The following is an 18,352-nucleotide window of genomic DNA, read 5'->3' on the forward strand; positions in this document are numbered from 1 at the left end:
GCCATCACCTCTCCTCGGAGCGCGCGAACCAGGCCGCGCCCGCCGCCGTGAGCGCGGCGAACGCGAACGCGCAGACCGCAAGGCCCGCCAGCGTGAGCATGCCGTCCGCCGTGAGCGCCCCGCCGAGCGCCATGTCCGCCGCGAGTGGCTCGCCGCTCGGCAGCACGGGGATGAAGCTCGTGGGGATGACCATGCTCGCCGATGGCGGAAAGAGCTGCGGCAGCGGCACCAGCGACCAGGCGAACCCACCCACGAGTTGCGCAGCGAGCGGGCAGAAGATGCCCGCGAGCATGCCGAGCCGCGCCGTGAGGAAGAGCCCTGCGGGGATCATCCACGCCGCGGTCACCGTGTTGGCGAGCGCGCAGAGGAGCATCGTGAGCGTGCCCGCGGCCGTGAGGCCCTGCGAGGAGAACGCCGAGCCCGCGAGGTAGATGCCGAAGACCACGAGGTTCGAGAGCGTGCAGAGCGTGAGGCACCAGAGCGCCTTGGCCCACCAGGCGCGCCCGAGCGGGAAGCCCAGGCCCAGAAGCCCTCGCATCCGCGAGCGCGCGTCCGCCCGCGCGACGCACGCCACCACGAGCGAGAGAGTCACGGGCAGGAAGAGCGCGTACCAGTAGTTCCACGCGCTGAAGATCTGCACGCCCCGGTAGGGCATCGCGCCGAGCAGCGGCATCGGCAGTGCCATGAGCACGGCCAGGCGAACCGGTGCCGCGTGGCGCGACTTCAGGGCCTCGGCGCGCAGGCCCGCGAGCAGGCCGCCTTTCTCGCCCGTCATGCCGCCACCTCCCCGCGCGCTCGACGCCCCTCCCGGCAGACGCTCATGAAGAGTTCCTCGAGGTCCTGCCCGGGCCGAAGCTCATCCTCGTAGGCGAGGCGCCCCCCGTAGATGATGCCGATGGTGTCCGCCATCTGCTGCACCTCGGAGAGGATGTGGCTCGAGACGATCACCGTCGTGCCCGCCGCCGCGAAGCCGCGGATCTGGTCGCGCAGCTCCTCGATGCCGATGGGGTCGAGGCCGTTGGTGGGCTCGTCGAGCACGAGCAGGCGTGGCCGGGCGATCAGCGCCAGCGCGAGCCCCAGGCGCTGCCGCATGCCCATCGAGAAGCGCCCGGCGCGCTTCTTGCCAGTGTCCGCGAGGTCCACGGCGGCGAGCACCTCATCTACGCGGCTCTCGGGAAGGCCCAGCAGCGTGGTGCGCACGCGCAGGTTCTCGCGCGCGGTGAGGTTGGGGTAGAGCGGCGCCTCCTCGACGAGGCTGCCGATTGCGTAGAGGTCCTCGCGGCGCCAGGCGTGCCCGGCAAAGAGGATCTCCCCGGCCGTCGGCCGCAGCATCCCGCAGATCATCTTGAGCGTTGTCGACTTGCCGGCGCCGTTGGGACCGAGCAGCCCGTACACCTCGCCCTCGCGGATATGAAGGCTCACGTCGGCCACGGCGTTCTGCGCCTGGTCGCCGCGGCCGAAGCGCTTGGTGAGCCCGCGCGTCTCGAGCATGTAACCCATGGGTTTATCCTTTCTCTTCCGGGCGCGCGGGCCGAGTCGCCGTGCCCGCGCGCCTTGCCTTTCGGGTTCACCATCCATGGTGGGGCGCGTTTCTAACGAAGCTGTAACGGCCGTTGGGCTCTTTTGGCGCCAGCCCTTCTCGACCCGCACATCATGATTAATTTGCTTAAGGCAACAACTTTCCCGATCGATGTAATCACCGAATCAAAACGTGTACATCAGCCATCAAAGATGCCGAAAATGTCATATTTGGAGGCTGATGTACACAAATGCAGAATCCCGCACAACCCAGTACCATCCTCCATATGTCTGGACTCTCTATGCTTGCGCTGGATAGACATCGCCGGAACGGGTATAGTATCGAAAGTTTTGTCGTTAACCAGCGGGGGAGTCCTGTGGGCATCAAAAAGAAGATCAAAAAGGAGCTTATCGGCACTTCCGATTACCCGTCGAATAAGATCTTTACGATCTCCAATTTCATCACCTTTACGCGCCTGATCCTCACCCTGGTATTTCTTTACCTGTTTGTGACGGATAACAACCGCGTCATCGCCATCGTTATCTACGCCGTTGCCGCCTCTACCGACTGGATGGACGGTCAGATCGCCCGCATGACCAAGACGGTCTCGTGGCTCGGCAAGGTCATGGATCCCATTTGTGACCGTGCGCTGCTGTTCACCGGCGTACTTGGGCTGGTGGTCCGCGGAGAGCTGCCCATCTGGGTCTGCGTGCTCATTATTGGCCGCGACATCTATCTGGGCATCGGCACACTTATCGTGCGTCATTATCACCGTCGCCCCATCGATGTCGTCTTTCCCGGAAAGATTGCCACCGCGCTGCTCATGACCGGCTTCTCGCTCATGCTGCTCGGGTTCCCCGTTGTTGACGGCCTGCATCTTTTACCTTCAACCCTTACGGCCTTCCCGGGCCTCAACGGAAGCTCGGTGCCCCTCGGCATCTTCTTTGTGTACGGCGGCGTGATCTTCTCCATGCTCACGGCTGTCATCTATTCCATTAAGGGCGGAGTGGCCATTAAACAGGCTCTCGCGCATCCCGAAGACGAGGACATCGACTTTCTGAACCCTGAAATCGAAGACTGATTCGTTGGGGTATGATTACGTACGGTTCATTATTTGCGGCACGTCCGCGATAAGTTAGGGGTTGTCATGGACAACATGGTTAACAATATGCCTCAGAATGATAAGACTGCTGACGCTACCTGCGTATTCCGCGTGCCTTCAAGCGACGTCACCGTTCCCGACCTCATGGCCAACGTGCGCATCACCGCACCCGTTCTGTCCATCGTCAAGGGTCCGCAAACCGGTGCCGCCTTTGAGCTCGAGGACGACGTGACCACCATCGGCCGCGATCCTGCGAACGGCATCTTCCTCAATGACATGACCGTTTCGCGCAGCCACGCGCGCATTATCCGCGAGGGCCTCGGCGCTCGCATCGAGGACCTGGGCTCGCTCAATGGCACCTGGGTCGACGGTGCCATCGTCAATGCAGCCCCGCTGCACGACGGTTCTTCCGTCCAGATCGGTACGTTTACGCTCATCTACCACGAGAGCACGCCGGAGCGCATCGAAACCGGTGAGTAGGGCATGGCCGAACGCAACTATCTGAGTATCGGCCAAGTCGTCAACCTACTTCGAGGCGCATACCCCGATCTTTCGAACTCAAAAATTAGATTTCTAGAGGATGAGGGGCTCATTACCCCTCATCGTACGCCTAAGGGATACCGTCAGTACTCCAAGGAGGACGTTGATCGCCTGGAAGTCATTCTGCACCTGCAGAAGACTCGCTACATGCCGCTCAACGTGATTAAGCAGCGCTTGGAAAACGCCACGGACTTGTCCACGCTCGCCTACGAGGTGGGCCTACTGTCCGATGTTCCGCTCAAGACGGAGCCCAAGGAGACCAAGCAAAAGCTGCATCCCATCGAGACCATTCCCGATATGCTGGGCGTCGAGATCTCGTTTATCCGGTCGCTCGCCGAGAACGACCTCATTCGTATCATCAAGAGTCCGCAGAATCGCGAGCTCGTCGATGGTCGCGATTTCCCGATCATCCGCTACTGCTCCGAGCTGTCACGCTTCCATATCGAGCCCCGCAACCTGCGTCAGTACGTGTCTTCCGCCAACCGCGAGTCCTCGATGTTTGAGCAGGTGCTCGTGAGCATGCTCGGAATGGATACCTCCGATGACGAGCGCGACGCCAAGCTCGAGCGTGCGTTTAAGAAGCTTCACGACCTGACCGAGGGTGTGCACACTGCGCTGCTCAAGAACCGCGTTTTTGAGTCGCTCAACGCCGTGGTCGAGGACGCCGACATCGATGCACTCGATGAGGAAATCACTCGCTCCGAGTCCACCAAAGCCAAAAACGAAGAGATAGCCACACCGGCTTCGCACGAGGATTCTCTCGTAAAGCCGCTCAAGGTCGTCGCCCCTTCGCACTCCGGCACCGCCACGGCGGGCAAATAACCGCTGCTGATATTTCGGCAACCCATTGAAAGGTCATGCAATGTACGACTTCGAATCTCAAATCGTCGACATCCCCGACTATCCCGAGCCCGGAGTCATATTTAAAGATATCACGCCGCTCTTTGGCAATCCCGAGGCGCTCAAAGCCATGACCGATGCCCTCGCCGAGCACTTTGCCGGCATGGGAATCACCAAGGTCGTGGGTCCCGAGGCTCGCGGCTTTATGGTTGGCGTACCGGTGGCTGTGGCCCTTGGTGCCGGCTTTGTTCCCGCACGTAAACCGGGCAAGCTACCCCGCAAGACGGTGAGCCAGAGCTACGAACTCGAATACGGCACCGACTCTATCGAAATCCATGCCGATGCCATTACCTCTAAAGATACCGTGTTGATTCTGGACGACTTGGTCGCGACGGGCGGAACCGTCGAGGCAACAGGTAAACTGGTGCGAGATATGGGCGCAAAGCTTGTGGGCTACGGGTGTATCCTTGAGCTTGCGTTTCTCAACCCGCGCGAGAAGCTCACGCCGTCTGATGACGATGTGGAGCTCTTTAGCCTGGTGACGGTGGAGTAGCCGTTACCCTTAGTTACTGGAAAGGAAGCTACATGCGCACAGCAAACACGCACAAAAACATGGCACGCTGCGCTGCTACGGCAACCCTCGCTTGTGTTTTGGGCTTGGGCCTCGCGGCTCCTGCCTACGCCGATACCGCATCCGACCTTGCCGCTGCTCGTACGAAGCTCGAGCAGATCGGTACCCAAACTCAGCAGATTTACGATGAGCTTGCCACGCAGACGCAGGCGCTCGATCAGACTGCCGGCGAGATCACGCAAAAGCAGCAGGAGATCGCCGATGGTCAGGCCAAGCTCTCGACCTATGTCGCCGGCGAGTACAAAACCGGCGGTCTGAGCCTGCTTCAGGTTTTGACGGGTGTCGATGATCTGAGCGATATGCTCAGCCGTTTGTTCTACTACGGAAAAGTTTCCGACAAGCAAGCTCAGACCATTCAAGAGGTCAAGGAGCTTAAGCAGCAGCTCACCGATAAGCAGGCCGAGCAGGAGAAGAACGTCGCCACAACGCAAAAGAAGGTCGACGAGCTTAACGCCCAGCAGGCTGAAGCCCAGAACGTCGTAAACTCCCTGGATTCGCAGCTGCAGGCAGAGCTTGCCGCAGAGGCCGAGGCCAACGCCGCGCTGCAGGCCGGCATCAACGCCAGCACTGCCGAGAAGGCCACGGTGAGCAACGAGACTGCCGGTACGACCGAGAACACCAACAACGGTGGTCAGACCAGCAATAACAACAACCAGGGCGGCAACACTCCGGCTCCTACGCCGACACCTGCTCCGACGCCGCAGCCCTCCACGCCTGCTCCGGCTCCGACGCCTTCTGCTCCGAGCCAGTCCGTCGATGGTGGTTCTGTTGTCTCGCGTGCATACAGTAAGCTTGGTTGCGCTTATTCCTGGGGCGGAATTGGCCCGAACAGCTTCGACTGCTCTGGTTTTGTTAGCTATTGCCTCACTGGTCGCTATTGCCGCCTGGGCACCACGGGTACCTTTATGGGCTGGACGCGTGTGTCCGATCCGCAGCCTGGTGACGTTGTGGTCAACTCGTACCACACCGGCATTTACATCGGTGGTGGTCAGATGATTCATGCTTCCGACTACAACACAGGTGTTATCATCAGCTCCGTTGCCGCCGGCATGAACAACAACTATATCTTCGTTCGCTACTAAGTATTCAAGTAAAGCAAACGGATATGGACCTCGTGGCTTTAAGTCATGGGGTCCATTCTTTTGTCTTTAGTGCAGGCCGCTATCTAGTTTTGAATACTAGATAGCGGCACAATCGGTCTGCAAGACGGCTATAATTGTATGGGAACAATTAGAAAGGACCCTCTATGAGCTGGGCACTTATCTCAGATTCAAGCTGCAACCTCCGCGATTGGCAACCGACCGCACCCCATGCCACCTTTGCATTTGCGCCCCTCAAAATTCGAGTGGGGGAGCGTGAATTCGTCGATGACCTTTCGCTCGATGTACATGAGCTCAATTGCGCTGTTCAGGCGGAGACGAACGCTTCTTCGAGCGCTTGTCCCAGCGTAGGGGAGTGGGCCGAGCTCTTCAAATTGGCAGACAAGACCATCTGCATGCCGATATCTGAGGGCGTGTCGGGCAGCTACAACGCGGCAGCCACGGCTCGCGATATGGTTCTTGCCGAGGAGCCCGACCGGCAGATTCATCTAGTCAATTCGCGCGCAGCTGGCGGCAAAATGGACCTCGTTTTCTTGCTGTTCGACCGCTATCTTGCAAGCAATCCGGATGTCTCATTCGAGGACGCTTGCGCATACTTCGATAGCCTTGAACAGAACAGCAAAATCCTCTTCAGCTTGTGCAATTACGAAAACCTGGCCAAAGCCGGACGCATCCCTAAGGCAGCCGGCGTCATTGCCAACAAGCTCAATATCCGCATTTTGGGCACGGCGAGCGAGGCCGGTAAAATCGAACTCGTCGGGCACACGCGTGGCGAAAAGAAGATGCTCAACAAGATCATCGATACCATGGAAGCCGAGGGTTTTACGGGCGGCGAGGTCGTCATCGACCATGTGGAAAATGAGGCAGGCGCCCAGGCACTTGCCAGCCGCATTGTGGAGCGCTGGCCAGGCTCCAAGACTATCATCATGCCCTGTAACGGGCTAGATTCATACTATGCCGAAATGCATGGGCTCATTATCGGCTACGGCATGGGCGTGGCTTCGGGCCAATAAAGTCCAACCAAGCAAAATTACGGGCGGGACAAAGTGACAGCTGGCTCTTTGTCCCGCCCGTTTTAAACGTCGGCTAGCTATTAAATCCGTTGAACTTGAGATAGCTCATCAAGTAAGCCTTCGATACGAAGGATGAAACCGCACTGCGCACAAGCAGCGACTCGCGTGTGACCTGATGCGCCGTATCGGGAACCGGCGTCTGCTCGACGGAAAACGCCGCACGAATCGATGCCTCGAGCTGATCGACCACATAATCGAAGGCCGTCGGAGCATCGTAGCTCAAACGCTGAATATTAAAGAGCGCCTGCACCGCAGCAATAGGTAGCACCTGCTTAAAGATGCAGATAGCGATCAGACGGGCAATCTGCTCGCGGCCATATTGCTTTTTGACCGGAGCAGGCACCAGGCCGACCTTCACGTAGTTATTGATCATCGATGGCGTAATGACAGGTTGCTCAACGCAAATGGACAGCGGCTCCATCCACAGCGCAACATACTCAATGACCTGGTCGCGGTAGAGCGTCACATTGGGCAACTGGTTATAGCGCGGCAGACTCAACGTGTTGAGTTTTCGCACGATATCGGACTGAATGAATGCATCGGGTAGCACCGTCGGCTGAATATCCTCAGGCTTAATGCTGACCGACGAATCGGACATCGGAATAACGTATTTAGCGTGGTTCATAAAGGTCCTCCGTTCATTTTCTATATTGTATTCTAGGTTATCTAGTTTTGCATACCACATAGCCGGCAAGTAAAAGTGGTTGGACAACACATTGATGCATCGTCCAACCACTTTGTTTAAAGATAGCAACCTTACATAAGATATATTATCGTACTTATCCGCGAAGAAACGCGTATGCGCTAGTTGCTGCTATGGCTCCGTCCGAAACGGCAGTCACAACCTGGCGTAAACGCTTGGAACGGATGTCGCCAGCGGCAAATAGACCAGATGTACGGGTGGCCATCGAATCATCGGTAACAATACCGCCGTCGGGAGCCAGATCGACTAGATGCTCAACAAGCTCGGTATGTGGTTGCGTCCCCGTAAAGACAAAAATGCCAAATGAGCCAGGTTCAAAGGACTCAGCGTGCATTTCACCAGTCGCATTGTCCTTGAATGTGATTGTCGTGGGCATCGCTTCACCAGAAAGCTCAACAATACTAGTTTGGTACCTAACTGAAATATTGTCCTTAGCAAGAACCTTATTCACAACGCCCTCGGGTGCACGGAACTGATCGCGACGCAGCACGATGGTCACGCTGCTGGCAATGTCGGACAGGAACAGCGCCTCCTCGCATGCCGAATTGCCGCCTCCGATAACAAAGACCTGCTTGCCACGGAAGAACATGCCGTCACACGTCGCGCAATACGAAACGCCACGACCGCGATACGTGTCCTCGCCAACAAAACCCGCAGGACGCGGCGTGGCGCCCATGCACGCAATGACGCTCTTGGCCGCTGTGTCGCCCATATCATGATGGATGGTAAATTGAGCCGCATCGGCATCGTAATCGACGCCCGTCACCATACTCCATTCAACCTGAGCCCCCAGGCCTTCAGCATGCTGTTGGAACCGCTCACCAAGTTCGACACCGCTCAGTAGCGGAATGCCAGGATAATTCTCAATCTCGTTGCTCGTAGCGATCTGTCCGCCCGACATGCCCTGCTCAAGGACAATCGTCGTCAGGTTGGCGCGCGCCGCATAAATGGCGGCAGCATAGCCCGCGGGGCCTCCGCCGATAATCGCAACATCGATCGTCTGATCGGTAGTCATGAAGAGTCCTCTCGCCAAAACGTTGTCGTTCTTTGCGCTCATACCCAAATTTACGTGAACGTGACACTCATGCACTACAATGATAAATCCGTGTTACAACGTCGAAGGGGAGTTATCGATGGATCAGACGCAGACGAGCGACGACGCTCCCCTGCTCACGCTCAGCACTTCCCAATCGAAGCAAACCACGCTCTTGGCTCAGCAAAAACCTCTCGTGACCATCGTGCACGCCTCGGTCGGCTCGGGCCACAAGGCCGCCGCAAATGCGATTGCGCAGGCATTCGACCTCATCCGCAGCACCAATGGCATCCCGGAGGATGTTGAGATTGAAGTACTCGATATCCTTGATTTTGGACGTATTAAATTCGACGGCAATAAAACCGCGGCTTCTTTTACGGGAGCCACGCGCCCCATTTACGACCTGACCTGGCGTTATACGCTTACGGGACATCTTCTCTGGGGTGGCGGCACGGCATGGTCGCGAATTATGTTCCCCGCCTTCAACGAATATATTCGTAGCCGCAGGCCCATAGCCGTGGTCGCAACGCACATCACGGCAGCCAATGTTGCCGTGGGCGCCCGCGTAATTACGGGTATCGATTATCCGGTCATCTGCGTACCGACCGACTACGAAGTCGAGGGATGGTGGCCCCACAAGGACACCGATTTATTCTGTGTTGCCAACGAATTTATGGCCGAAACGCTGCGTCCGCGCAAGGTGCCCGAGGCAAAGATTCGCATTACCGGCATTCCTATTCGCGCCGGATTCGACACGGATTACGATCGCGAGGAAGAGCTAGCCAAGTTCAACCTCCCCACCGACAAGACCGTCGTGCTGGTAATGGCCGGTGCCAGCTTGCCTCAGCCTTACGTCCGCTTTCGTGCGGCGATGGACCACACCCTCCCCTTCCTGCGCAGCTTCGAAGACATGCACTTTGTCTTTTTGCCCGGCAAAGACGTGGAGTATGCCACCCGGCTGAAGACGCTCTTCGATGCCATGAAGCTCGAGAACGTCACGGTTCTTGACTATGTCGATGATATGGCAGCGCTTATGCACGGCTGCGACCTGGCAATTCTCAAATCGGGCGGACTCACCGTCACCGAATGCCTGTGCGCACATCTGCCGATGATCCTGCTGGGCAAATCATACGGCCAGGAAAAGGCCAACACCACCATGCTCACCGGCATGGGCGCCAGCATGCATGTCACCACCGCACGAGAGCTCATCGTAACGTTGCGTCATCTCCACGATCATCCTGAGTCGCTCAAGGCACTGCTCATCAACGGCGAAGTACTACGCCGTCCCCACGCAGCCGAAGACATAGCCATCGCAACCATGGAGCTTGCAGGCAAACCCCAAAAGCGCAAACGAGCCTTCTGTCGCTTCTACTGGGGCGGAAAACCCGCGCACATCCGCTAGCACCTTAATTTCCGCTTGCCTGTGGGAGGCCCCTATATATCATCCCGTGCTCAAACATTCTCGCTTCGCTGCGAAACTGCGCGCGGGACGATATATAGGGGCCTCCCACAGGCAAGCTGCGTATACGTACTAGCAGCTTTACCAGATTCCCCACCACTAGAACCTGCAAAGGCGAAATCAGAAATTATAAATATAGTAAGCCGATGCGAGAAAGGAGGTGTCCCTTTATCGCATCGGCTTACTAGAAAGAAAGGCTTTTATTTTTCAAGCGAGTAGCCGCCCGCCTGCCTCTCACACATATCGTTCCACGCGCAGTTTCGCAGCGAGCGAAGCGACGCGAGAATGTTTGAGCATGGAATGATATGTGTGAGAGGCAGGCGGGAGGGATAAGAGCGTCCCTAGGCGACGCCGCTGGAGCCGAAGCCTCCTTTGCCTCGGTCGGTTTCGTCTAGTTCTTCTACTTCTATGAGGTTGACCGTGGGGACTTCTTGGATGACGAGTTGGGCTATGCGGTCGCCTTTGTTGATTTGGATGTCGTTGGTGGGATCCAGGTTGATGAGGATAACCTTGAGTTCTCCTCGGTAGTGGGCATCGATGAGGCCCGGCGTGTTGACTATAGACAGGCCCTGCTTGATGGCCAAGCCGCTGCGGGGCTGGACGAAGCCGGCGTAGCCATCGGGCAGGGCTATGGCCAGCCCCGTAGAGACCAGACGGCGTTCGAAGGGCTTCAGGACGCAGTCCTCGTTGGAGTGTAGATCCAAGCCGGCATCGGAGGGATGGGCGTATTTGGGAAGCTCGACGGTGGGGTCGAGACGCTTTATGTTGACGGTAATGTTAGACATGGAATCACCTTAGCTTGTCGAGCTCTTGCAGAAACTCATCGACGTCTTTGAAATCGCGGTAGACCGAGGCAAAGCGAATGTAGGCCACCTTGTCGATCTTGGCCAAGCGCTTGAGCACCATGTCACCCAACTCATGGGACGTGACGGCCGTCAGTGTGCGAGAGCGCAGCTCGACCTCGATGTCGTCGATAATCTCATTGAGCTTCTTAGTGTCGATATCGCGCTTGATGGTGGCGCGCATCAAGCCGACGAGCAGCTTATTGCGATCGAACCGCTGCTTGGTTCCGTCTGACTTAATGACCTCGATTGGGTCTTCACATCGCTCAAACGTTGTAAAGCGGTAGTTACACGAGCAACATTCGCGACGACGCTTAATGGTGTTATTTGACTCCTGCATACGGGAATCAACGACGCGGGTATGTGCCTTGCCGCATTTGGGACAGCGCATGGTACCTCCTCTTAAACGATAACAAGGGTACCATGCGCAACGCGATAATGATTACGAACGAGCAGGAACCTTAAGATGCGCACCGGCGGCGAGCGAACCATGCTCCAGATGATTGACGTTACGGATCATGTCGGAAGTCTCTTGCGTGGAAAGGCCTTCGATTGGATATTCTTCGGCAAGCGACCAAAGAGAATCGCCAGGCTGAACGCGAATAGTCTCGTAGGTAATGTTGGAAACGGACTCGGCATACGCGGCGTGACGAGCGCTAAAGACCGACATAGCGAGGACAAAGAAGAGCGTAAGCGCAACGGCGACGGCGACAATCGTCGGAACCTTCAGGGCAACGCGGGCCGGCGCGACTACAGCCTGCTGATTGCGCGCAGGCTTTACGGTCAAAGGCTGAAAGCCGGAGCGGCCACCCTGAACAACCGTAAAAGTGGGTTCTGCAGGCGTCTCGAGCTTAAGGGCGAGGTTTCCCTGGACCATATTCGTTGCGTTCATCATGTTCTCCTCTCGCGTGTTTTGCTGAGAACAGTTTTATCAAGCCGCGCGGACAAAAATGTCTAGCGCGAGAACGAATGTTCGGTTATTATTATCTTCGAACAGTTGTTCCTGTCAAGCAAAATTCGAACATTTGTTTGACATGGGTAGAGAGGATGCCCTGATGGCTCGCAAAATTACCAAGCGTCAGCAGCAAATTTACGACTTCATCAAGGAATATCAGCAGGAGAAGGGTTATCCGCCCAGCGTGCGCGAGATGGCTTCTGCCGTGGGCCTTTCCTCCCCCAGCACCGTGCACGCCCATCTCTCTGCCCTGGAGGCGCGCGGGCTACTCAAGCGCGATGCCACCAAACCGCGCGCCCTGGAACTCTTTAACGAGGACGGTTCCTCTGTCTCAATTTCTAAATCTGACAGGCCCACCGCACCTCGCGGAACGGTCTCGCTACCGCTCGTTGGTCGCGTCGCGGCTGGGATTCCCATTCTGGCCGAGCAGAATATCGAAGACACGTTTACTATCCCGACCGAAATCGCCACTGATCAGGGTTCCTTTATCCTTGAGGTGCATGGGAGCTCAATGATCAATGTCGGCATCTTCAATGGCGATTACATCATCGTCCGTGAACAAAAGAGTGCCATGAACGGCGAAATTGTCGTGGCCATGATTGATGGTTCAGCGACCGTCAAGACGTTCTACAAGGAGCAGGGGCGCGTGCGCTTGCAGCCCGAGAACGACACTATGGAGCCCATCTATGCGACGAACCCCGTTATTTTGGGTAAAGTTGTCGGTTTAATGCGCCGGTTCTCGTAATGCAAAAACGCATCACCATCTTTGATGCCGTCCGCGGGTTTACGATGATTTCTATGGCAGGTTTTCACGCTTGCTATGATCTCGCCTACCTGTACGGCTGGGATATGCCCTGGTTTACCCAGTCAGTCTTTCAAGACATCTGGCGCGCCAGCATCAGCTGGGTATTTTTGTTTATCGCCGGTTGGATGTGCACGCTCTCACGCAACAATGCCAAACGAGCGGCTAAGTACGCTGCCGCAGCTTTGGTCGTCTGGATCGCAACAACGCTCGTATCGGTCGACGATTCAGTGAACTTTGGCATCATTTATTGCATGGCGGTGTGCACCGCGGTGGTTGCGTTCACCCGTCCGTTACTCCAAAAATTACCGGGCTCATGGGGCATCGCAGCGTGCCTTGTTCTTTTTGCCCTAACCTGGGGCATTCCAAAGGCGGTCTACCCACTCCCCTACCTGGCATGGCTTGGATTCCCAGGCCCGGGTTTTGTTTCGGGAGATTACTATCCGCTCATACCGTTTGTCTTTATGTACCTTACCGGCTTTTTTGCTGCCCAGGCAGCACAAGCATCAAGTCTCGAAGCGCCAGTATGGGCATACGCCAATCCTATCCCGGCGCTCGCAGTCCTGGGTCGGCATGCCTTACCGTTCTACCTGCTCCATCAGCCAGTCATTCTAGGCGTGCTAGAAATCGTTTATTCCGTACGATAGCGCTCGAGCCGCGGTGCAATACGAGCCGGCAGTTTCGCCACAATGCGAACGCCGTCCTCGAGATATTCCTCATGCAGAAGGGTTCCCTGCTCATGCACCAGCGTGATGAGAGCGCCCTCGCGATACGGGATATCAGCGGAGAGCAACACATCGGTGGCAGCTGCCTCGCGAGCAATCCGGTCGACGAGATCGTCGAGCCCCTCGCCTGTTTGGGCCGAGAACAGAACGGCCTCCGGATAGCGACGACGGAAACTCAATCGATCGACGCTATCGAGAAGATCGATTTTATTGAATACGGTCAGCGTTAAACGCTCTCCGGCGCCGATCTCATCAAGCACGCGGTCGACAGCCTCCAGCTGCCGCTCATAGTCCTCGTCAGACGCATCTACGACTTTGAGAATTAGATCGGCACCCAAAACCTCGGACAGCGTCGATTTAAAGGCATCGACCAGACCATGCGGCAGCTTTTGAATAAAGCCGACGGTATCGGTAATCGTCATGCAGCGACCGCCGGGCAGACGATACGAACGCGTCGTCGGATCGAGCGTAGCAAACAGCTTGTCCTGCGAAAGTACCGTAGAGCCGGTCAGACGATTGAGCAACGTCGATTTACCGGCATTGGTATAACCGGCTAACGCGACGCGAAACGCCGGTGACTCAATGCGGCTCTTGGATTGAACATCGCGACGCTGTTCAAGCTGCTTGAGCTCACGACGAAGCGCAGCGATCTTATTACGAATGAGGCGACGGTCGACCTCGAGCTGACTTTCGCCCTGACCAAAACGTGAGCCGATGCCGCCGCGCGTCTGCTCCTTGGCGAGATGGCTCCACATGCCACGCAGACGAGGCAACAGATATTGAAGCTGTGCCAGCTGTACCTGCAGGCGTCCCTCACGCGTCTGAGCATGCAGACCAAAGATATCCAGGATCAGTGCTGTACGATCGATAATCTTTACCGGCTCGCCCACAGCTTTCTCTAAATAGGATTGCTGCGAGGGCGTCAGGTCGTCGTCAAAAATAACGACATCGGCATCCATGCGATGTACCAGGCCGCAAAGTTCCTCTACCTTACCGGAACCGATAAACGATTTGGGATACGGCCTTACCAAACGCTGAGACAAGCGGGCCACGCACTGGGCACCAGCCGTGTGGGCGAGACGCTCCAGCTCATCAAGCGAGCGGTCGAGCGGCCATGCATTGTCGCGCCATTCAACACCAACCAAAATGGCACGCTCGGGCTCGGGTGCCGTGGAAACAAGGGGGAAACGGGCCATTAGGCAGCCTCAATACGATGCAGGATATCCTCAACGACCTCATCGATCGTACATTCATCCATATCAAACCACACGATACGGTCATCGCGCTTAAACCACGAAAGCTGACGCTTGGCATAACGACGCGAACGCATCTTAATGAGTTCGCGAGCTTCATCCATGCTCATCACACCATTGAAAGCATCGATGATCTCTTTATAGCCAATTGCCTGCATCGACGTCAGGGCATCTCCCAGCCCCTGGTCCATAAGACCGCGGACCTCATCGACAAGACCCTGCTCAAACATCAGATCGACGCGCTGGTTAATGCGCTCGTAGAGCACCTCGCGATTACGCGTCAGACCAAACCATAGGGCATGAAAATGCTCGCGCGGAACATTAAACTGACTTTTTTGCTGTGCATAGGAGATACCATCATCATGCATCTCGAGCGCACGAATCACACGGCGCACGTTATGGGGATGAATAACAGCAGCCGATTCTGGATCGCGCTCGGCAAGCAGGGCATGCAGTTCTTCCTCGCCAATACGCTCGGCAAGCTCCTGATAGCCCGCTCGACGATCGTCCTCAAGTTCACCCGAGGGAAAGTCCATCTCATCGAGAGCGGCCTTGAGATATAGCCCCGTACCTCCGCAAAAAACCGGCAGGCAACCCGAACCGAGGAGACGTTCAACATGCGCGCGAGCGTCAGCCTGATAAAGCGCAGCAGAATACGCCACGCCCGGCTCTACAATGTCGACGAGACGCAGCGGCGCCGTGCACTCATCGGGCGCCATCTTTGCGGTACCGATGTCCATGCCACGATAGATTTGCATCGCATCGCACGACAACACTTCGGACGAAAGACGAGCTGCCAAACGGTCGGCAACATCACTCTTACCAACCGCCGTCGGACCGACGATCGCAACGGCGGAAAGACCTGCCCTGGGAGAAACCATTAGCGCGGCTCGCCCACAACGGAACCGGACAAATACCAGGTCTTGGCAACGTCAACGTCAACATCAACGATCTTGCCAACAAGCTGATCGATGCTGTAACCCTCGGGGATAGGCGCATGCACGGTCTGATTCTTGGGACTCTTGCCCAGCAGGACCGCATCGTTCTTTTTACTCGTTCCCTCAATGAGCGCCGGAACCACAGTATGAAGCTCACCCTGGTTATACTCGTGTGCCGTGGTCTCGATAACCTTAACCAGACGGTTGAAACGCTCGAGAATAACCTCATGCGGCGTAGGATCGTCAATCTCGGCGGCCGGGGTACCGGCGCGCTTGGAATAGATGAAGGTATAGGCCTGAGCATAGCGGACCGTCTCGGCAAGTGAGAGCGTCTGCTCAAAGTCTTCTTCAGTCTCACCCGGGAAGCCAACGATAATGTCGGTCGAGAGCGCGATATCGGGCATGCGGTTGCGAATGCGATCGACAAGGCCCAGATAGTCCTCGCGTGTATAACGGCGATTCATCTCTTTGAGGATCCGCGTCGAACCTGACTGGACGGCCAAGTGCAGCTGCGGCATAACGGCAGGCGTCTCGGCCATGGCGTCGATGGTCTCGGGCAACAGGTCCTTGGGATGCGAAGACGTAAAGAAGATGCGCTCCACGCCCGTATCGCCCACGGCACGCAGCAGATCGGCAAAACGCGGCTTGCCAAACAGATCGCGACCATATGAGTTAACGTTTTGGCCCAGCAGCGTAATCTCACGCACGCCCTGGCGCACCAAACCGGTCACCTCGTCGACAATCTCCTCGAAGGGGCGGCTCTTTTCGCGACCGCGCACGTACGGCACGATACAATAGGTGCAGAAATTATTGCAGCCCGTCATGATGGGCACCCAGGCGTGATACTGGGTCTCGCGATGCCACGGCATGCTCATGGCATCCGTATCCTCATGCTCATTGGTGCGGATATGACGCTTACCATCAAGGAACGCCTCGGCAATGAGCTCGGCCACATGTGCAATGGAATGCGTGCCAAAGATGACATTGACGTTATCGACGTTGGTGAGCAGGCCCTCGCCATCGCGCTGCGCGATGCAACCGCCAACGGCAACCACGCGCTTGCCCGAAGGCGAAGGCGGCAGGCTTTTGCAGGAATTGCACTGACCGTACAGGCGAGTATCGGCGGCCTCGCGCACGCAGCACGTCATGAAGACAACGATATCGGCATACGCGGGATCGAGCGCCATGAGGCAGCCATACGAATCAAGCAGACCGCTCACACGCTCGGAGTCGTGCTGATTCATCTGGCAGCCAAAGGTGCGGATAAAGTAGGTTTTACCGGCAAGAATATCGCGTACGGAACGCTGGTCCATGTGCATAAGTCCTAACGATGGGGAGCGGAACGAGGCAAGCAGAAGCTATGCCACAGGCTTAACATCATCCATGACGACGTTATCCATAGCAGCTCGATTGATCTGGTGAACGTAGATAGAAAGGCGGATGGCCGTGCGCGACTCCCCGTTAATGAGGATGTCGGAGAACACGGGCGCGCAGGAAATATCAAAACCGGTTGGAATCAAAAAACCGCGCGCGATAGCAACGGCCTTAATGGCCTGGTTGACGGCACCGGCGCCGACACACTGGATGTTGACGGGTACACCATCCTTGACCATGCCGGCGATGGCGCCGGCAACGGACGCGGGCGATGATTTGCTTGATACCTTCAGGCAATCCATGAAGAAACTCCTGCATTTAAAAGTACGTTTTAACTGCAATAACTGTATCGTACCGAGTGGACTCGGTAAAGGCACTATTCCTCTTTGGCAAGATCAAAGGTCACGGTAATTCGATCACGCGAAACACGAATCTTTGGGTCGCCGCAAAGGTTGAGATAATACCGGGCAGCAAGGTCATTAAAGTCGCGCTCCACAGCACGCGAAAACTGTGCCATGTCATCCTTGGCAATACGTAGCCCGCGACGATCCTTCGCGAGATCGACAGGAGCCGGCGCATGCGAGGACGAATCACGCTCGCGCAGCAGACGCGCGGTCACACCGCGAACGGGCTTAATCTGCCCTGCCAAAATGCGATGGGCCGTGCGCTCGGACATCTCAAGACCCAAACCCGAACAAATACGGATAAAGTCCTCGGCATCAGAAGCAAGGCCTAAACGATCGACAACCGGAAGCTCGCTCTCGTCATCAATGAACAGGAGACGAGACGTATCGAGCCGACTTGACGCTTGAGCATAAAGGGTCGCGGCAATCTCAGACGGAGAACCAAGATAGACATCGCAACCACGCAACTCCTCGAGCGCAAACTCACAAGCAGCGCGAATAATATTATGTGGACCGCGAGCGCAGACATAACGTCCGTCCTCATCCTTGACGGCCTGGGGCCAGCTGGACTGATCGGCACGCTCACTGAGGCGATCGGCCGCGACGCTCACCTTAAAGGCTGAACCAAGATCGACGCCGGACGTGACCACACGGGCCTCGTCGGTGTTCTGCTTGATCGAAAACAATGCCATGCCACGACCGTGAACGCCCCAACGGTCCATCTTCATGCTCTCGAGCTTAGAGGTAACGCGGGCATCGAAGATTCGCTCTTGCATATCCTGCGGAACGCCCGAACCGTTATCCAGAAAGACAAGCGTGCGGACGCCGTCTTCCTTGGACGTGGCGAGATAGACCTTGTCGGCGCCGGCATCGCGAGCATTACGGAGCATTTCGATGACGATATCCTCGACATGCTGAATGTCGTGCTTTGCCTGGCGCCGCTCGGCCTCCGAAACGCGGAGGCGGACATACCCCTCGCCAAGGTTCTCCTCGACGCGAAGGCTGCCCTCCCCCGACATCGACGCGATAAATGAGATGAGCTCGTTCGCGTCGCTCATA

The 18,352-nt window shown here is 56.8% G+C and carries 21 protein-coding genes; 9 read left to right on the plus strand and 12 right to left on the minus strand.

Annotated elements, in window-relative coordinates; translation table 11 throughout:
* Window positions 1-4 precede the first annotated feature (4 nt).
* Window positions 5-775: an ABC-2 family transporter permease gene (locus I2H81_RS05975; RefSeq protein ID WP_195644920.1), complete on the minus strand. Its 771-nt coding sequence runs from the start codon at window positions 773-775 to the stop codon at window positions 5-7.
* Entirely contained in the window at window positions 772-1,500 is a 729-nt protein-coding gene (locus tag I2H81_RS05980) for a lantibiotic protection ABC transporter ATP-binding protein (RefSeq protein WP_195644921.1), read from the minus strand. The genes I2H81_RS05975 and I2H81_RS05980 overlap by 4 nt, the downstream gene beginning before the upstream one ends.
* Window positions 1,501-1,895: 395 nt before the next feature.
* Between I2H81_RS05980 and I2H81_RS05985 the strand changes: the two genes are divergently transcribed.
* The 6 genes from I2H81_RS05985 (at window position 1,896) to I2H81_RS06010 (ending at window position 6,745) form a co-directional block, all read left to right on the plus strand.
* Complete coding sequence (locus I2H81_RS05985; RefSeq protein WP_138340307.1) at window positions 1,896-2,600, plus strand: CDP-alcohol phosphatidyltransferase family protein; 705 nt, start codon at window positions 1,896-1,898, stop codon at window positions 2,598-2,600.
* A 66-nt stretch (window positions 2,601-2,666) separates the two neighbouring features.
* The gene (locus tag I2H81_RS05990) at window positions 2,667-3,101 is read left to right on the plus strand and encodes an FHA domain-containing protein (protein WP_006236002.1); all 435 of its coding nucleotides are present in this window, start codon (window positions 2,667-2,669) and stop codon (window positions 3,099-3,101) included.
* Between the two features lie 3 nt (window positions 3,102-3,104).
* Window positions 3,105-3,983, plus strand: a complete 879-nt coding sequence (gene ftsR, locus I2H81_RS05995; protein ID WP_117736838.1) for a transcriptional regulator FtsR — start codon at window positions 3,105-3,107, stop codon at window positions 3,981-3,983.
* Between the two features lie 40 nt (window positions 3,984-4,023).
* A complete protein-coding gene (locus I2H81_RS06000; protein ID WP_195644922.1) occupies window positions 4,024-4,554 on the plus strand; it encodes an adenine phosphoribosyltransferase in 531 nt (176 codons plus the stop codon).
* Between the two features lie 32 nt (window positions 4,555-4,586).
* Window positions 4,587-5,714, plus strand: a complete 1,128-nt coding sequence (locus I2H81_RS06005; protein ID WP_229108101.1) for a coiled-coil domain-containing protein — start codon at window positions 4,587-4,589, stop codon at window positions 5,712-5,714.
* A 164-nt stretch (window positions 5,715-5,878) separates the two neighbouring features.
* Window positions 5,879-6,745, plus strand: a complete 867-nt coding sequence (locus I2H81_RS06010) for a DegV family protein (RefSeq protein ID WP_195644923.1) — start codon at window positions 5,879-5,881, stop codon at window positions 6,743-6,745.
* 73 nt (window positions 6,746-6,818) lie between these two features.
* On the opposite strand, the gene I2H81_RS06015 is transcribed toward I2H81_RS06010, so the two are convergent.
* Both I2H81_RS06015 and I2H81_RS06020 read right to left on the minus strand, forming a co-directional pair.
* On the minus strand, window positions 6,819-7,430 hold the full coding sequence (locus I2H81_RS06015; RefSeq protein ID WP_195644924.1) for a DUF1836 domain-containing protein: 612 nt from the start codon (window positions 7,428-7,430) through the stop codon (window positions 6,819-6,821).
* 154 nt (window positions 7,431-7,584) lie between these two features.
* On the minus strand, window positions 7,585-8,523 hold the full coding sequence (locus I2H81_RS06020; RefSeq protein ID WP_195644925.1) for an NAD(P)/FAD-dependent oxidoreductase: 939 nt from the start codon (window positions 8,521-8,523) through the stop codon (window positions 7,585-7,587).
* A 118-nt stretch (window positions 8,524-8,641) separates the two neighbouring features.
* Here I2H81_RS06020 and I2H81_RS06025 point away from each other — a divergent pair, with 118 nt between their 5' ends.
* Entirely contained in the window at window positions 8,642-9,943 is a 1,302-nt protein-coding gene (locus I2H81_RS06025; RefSeq protein WP_195644926.1) for an MGDG synthase family glycosyltransferase, read from the plus strand.
* Window positions 9,944-10,341: 398 nt separating this feature from the next.
* Here I2H81_RS06025 and dut read toward each other — a convergent pair whose 3' ends face one another.
* The 3 genes from dut to I2H81_RS06040 are packed head-to-tail and all read right to left on the minus strand — an operon-like array spanning window position 10,342 to window position 11,734.
* Window positions 10,342-10,785: a dUTP diphosphatase gene (gene dut, locus I2H81_RS06030; protein ID WP_195644927.1), complete on the minus strand. Its 444-nt coding sequence runs from the start codon at window positions 10,783-10,785 to the stop codon at window positions 10,342-10,344.
* A gap of 4 nt (window positions 10,786-10,789) precedes the next feature.
* Window positions 10,790-11,233: a transcriptional regulator NrdR gene (nrdR, locus tag I2H81_RS06035; protein ID WP_022093781.1), complete on the minus strand. Its 444-nt coding sequence runs from the start codon at window positions 11,231-11,233 to the stop codon at window positions 10,790-10,792.
* Between the two features lie 51 nt (window positions 11,234-11,284).
* A complete protein-coding gene (locus I2H81_RS06040; protein WP_195644928.1) occupies window positions 11,285-11,734 on the minus strand; it encodes a LysM peptidoglycan-binding domain-containing protein in 450 nt (149 codons plus the stop codon).
* Window positions 11,735-11,897: 163 nt separating this feature from the next.
* Between I2H81_RS06040 and lexA the strand changes: the two genes are divergently transcribed.
* Window positions 11,898-12,542 carry a transcriptional repressor LexA gene (gene lexA / locus I2H81_RS06045; RefSeq protein WP_195644929.1) on the plus strand — a complete coding sequence of 215 codons (645 nt, stop codon included), beginning with the start codon at window positions 11,898-11,900 and terminating at the stop codon, window positions 12,540-12,542.
* A complete protein-coding gene (locus I2H81_RS06050; protein ID WP_195644930.1) occupies window positions 12,542-13,246 on the plus strand; it encodes a heparan-alpha-glucosaminide N-acetyltransferase in 705 nt (234 codons plus the stop codon). Before lexA ends, I2H81_RS06050 begins: the two co-directional genes overlap by 1 nt.
* Here the strand turns inward: I2H81_RS06050 and hflX are convergent.
* From hflX to I2H81_RS06075, 5 genes are all read right to left on the minus strand, one after another.
* Window positions 13,231-14,520: a GTPase HflX gene (gene hflX / locus I2H81_RS06055; protein WP_195644931.1), complete on the minus strand. Its 1,290-nt coding sequence runs from the start codon at window positions 14,518-14,520 to the stop codon at window positions 13,231-13,233. The two genes, I2H81_RS06050 and hflX, sit on opposite strands and share 16 nt — an antisense overlap.
* Window positions 14,520-15,458 (minus strand): tRNA (adenosine(37)-N6)-dimethylallyltransferase MiaA, encoded by a 939-nt coding sequence (gene miaA / locus I2H81_RS06060; protein WP_195644932.1) that lies wholly within the window; start codon window positions 15,456-15,458, stop codon window positions 14,520-14,522. Before miaA ends, hflX begins: the two co-directional genes overlap by 1 nt.
* On the minus strand, window positions 15,458-16,828 hold the full coding sequence (gene miaB / locus I2H81_RS06065) for a tRNA (N6-isopentenyl adenosine(37)-C2)-methylthiotransferase MiaB (protein WP_195644933.1): 1,371 nt from the start codon (window positions 16,826-16,828) through the stop codon (window positions 15,458-15,460). The genes miaA and miaB overlap by 1 nt, the downstream gene beginning before the upstream one ends.
* Before the next feature lie 45 nt (window positions 16,829-16,873).
* Window positions 16,874-17,191 (minus strand): stage V sporulation protein S, encoded by a 318-nt coding sequence (locus tag I2H81_RS06070; protein ID WP_006235982.1) that lies wholly within the window; start codon window positions 17,189-17,191, stop codon window positions 16,874-16,876.
* A gap of 74 nt (window positions 17,192-17,265) precedes the next feature.
* Window positions 17,266-18,351 carry an ATP-binding protein gene (locus I2H81_RS06075; protein WP_195644934.1) on the minus strand — a complete coding sequence of 362 codons (1,086 nt, stop codon included), beginning with the start codon at window positions 18,349-18,351 and terminating at the stop codon, window positions 17,266-17,268.
* Window position 18,352 lies beyond the last annotated feature (1 nt).

Origin of the sequence: Collinsella aerofaciens (assembly GCF_015561195.1) — a bacterium.
GTDB lineage: Bacteria > Actinomycetota > Coriobacteriia > Coriobacteriales > Coriobacteriaceae > Collinsella > Collinsella aerofaciens_AC.

Coding starts and splice junctions, on each gene's coding strand:
- I2H81_RS05975 (WP_195644920.1), bottom strand. CDS start 775: ATGACGGGCGAGAAAGGCGGCCTGCTCGCGGGCCTGCGCGCCGAGGCC.
- I2H81_RS05980 (WP_195644921.1), bottom strand. CDS start 1,500: ATGGGTTACATGCTCGAGACGCGCGGGCTCACCAAGCGCTTCGGCCGC.
- I2H81_RS05990 (WP_006236002.1), top strand. CDS start 2,667: ATGGACAACATGGTTAACAATATGCCTCAGAATGATAAGACTGCTGAC.
- ftsR (WP_117736838.1), top strand. CDS start 3,105: ATGGCCGAACGCAACTATCTGAGTATCGGCCAAGTCGTCAACCTACTT.
- I2H81_RS06000 (WP_195644922.1), top strand. CDS start 4,024: ATGTACGACTTCGAATCTCAAATCGTCGACATCCCCGACTATCCCGAG.
- I2H81_RS06005 (WP_229108101.1), top strand. CDS start 4,587: ATGCGCACAGCAAACACGCACAAAAACATGGCACGCTGCGCTGCTACG.
- I2H81_RS06010 (WP_195644923.1), top strand. CDS start 5,879: ATGAGCTGGGCACTTATCTCAGATTCAAGCTGCAACCTCCGCGATTGG.
- I2H81_RS06015 (WP_195644924.1), bottom strand. CDS start 7,430: ATGAACCACGCTAAATACGTTATTCCGATGTCCGATTCGTCGGTCAGC.
- I2H81_RS06020 (WP_195644925.1), bottom strand. CDS start 8,523: ATGACTACCGATCAGACGATCGATGTTGCGATTATCGGCGGAGGCCCC.
- I2H81_RS06025 (WP_195644926.1), top strand. CDS start 8,642: ATGGATCAGACGCAGACGAGCGACGACGCTCCCCTGCTCACGCTCAGC.
- dut (WP_195644927.1), bottom strand. CDS start 10,785: ATGTCTAACATTACCGTCAACATAAAGCGTCTCGACCCCACCGTCGAG.
- nrdR (WP_022093781.1), bottom strand. CDS start 11,233: ATGCGCTGTCCCAAATGCGGCAAGGCACATACCCGCGTCGTTGATTCC.
- I2H81_RS06040 (WP_195644928.1), bottom strand. CDS start 11,734: ATGAACGCAACGAATATGGTCCAGGGAAACCTCGCCCTTAAGCTCGAG.
- lexA (WP_195644929.1), top strand. CDS start 11,898: ATGGCTCGCAAAATTACCAAGCGTCAGCAGCAAATTTACGACTTCATC.
- I2H81_RS06050 (WP_195644930.1), top strand. CDS start 12,542: ATGCAAAAACGCATCACCATCTTTGATGCCGTCCGCGGGTTTACGATG.
- hflX (WP_195644931.1), bottom strand. CDS start 14,520: ATGGCCCGTTTCCCCCTTGTTTCCACGGCACCCGAGCCCGAGCGTGCC.
- miaA (WP_195644932.1), bottom strand. CDS start 15,458: ATGGTTTCTCCCAGGGCAGGTCTTTCCGCCGTTGCGATCGTCGGTCCG.
- miaB (WP_195644933.1), bottom strand. CDS start 16,828: ATGGACCAGCGTTCCGTACGCGATATTCTTGCCGGTAAAACCTACTTT.
- I2H81_RS06070 (WP_006235982.1), bottom strand. CDS start 17,191: ATGGATTGCCTGAAGGTATCAAGCAAATCATCGCCCGCGTCCGTTGCC.
- I2H81_RS06075 (WP_195644934.1), bottom strand. CDS start 18,351: ATGAGCGACGCGAACGAGCTCATCTCATTTATCGCGTCGATGTCGGGG.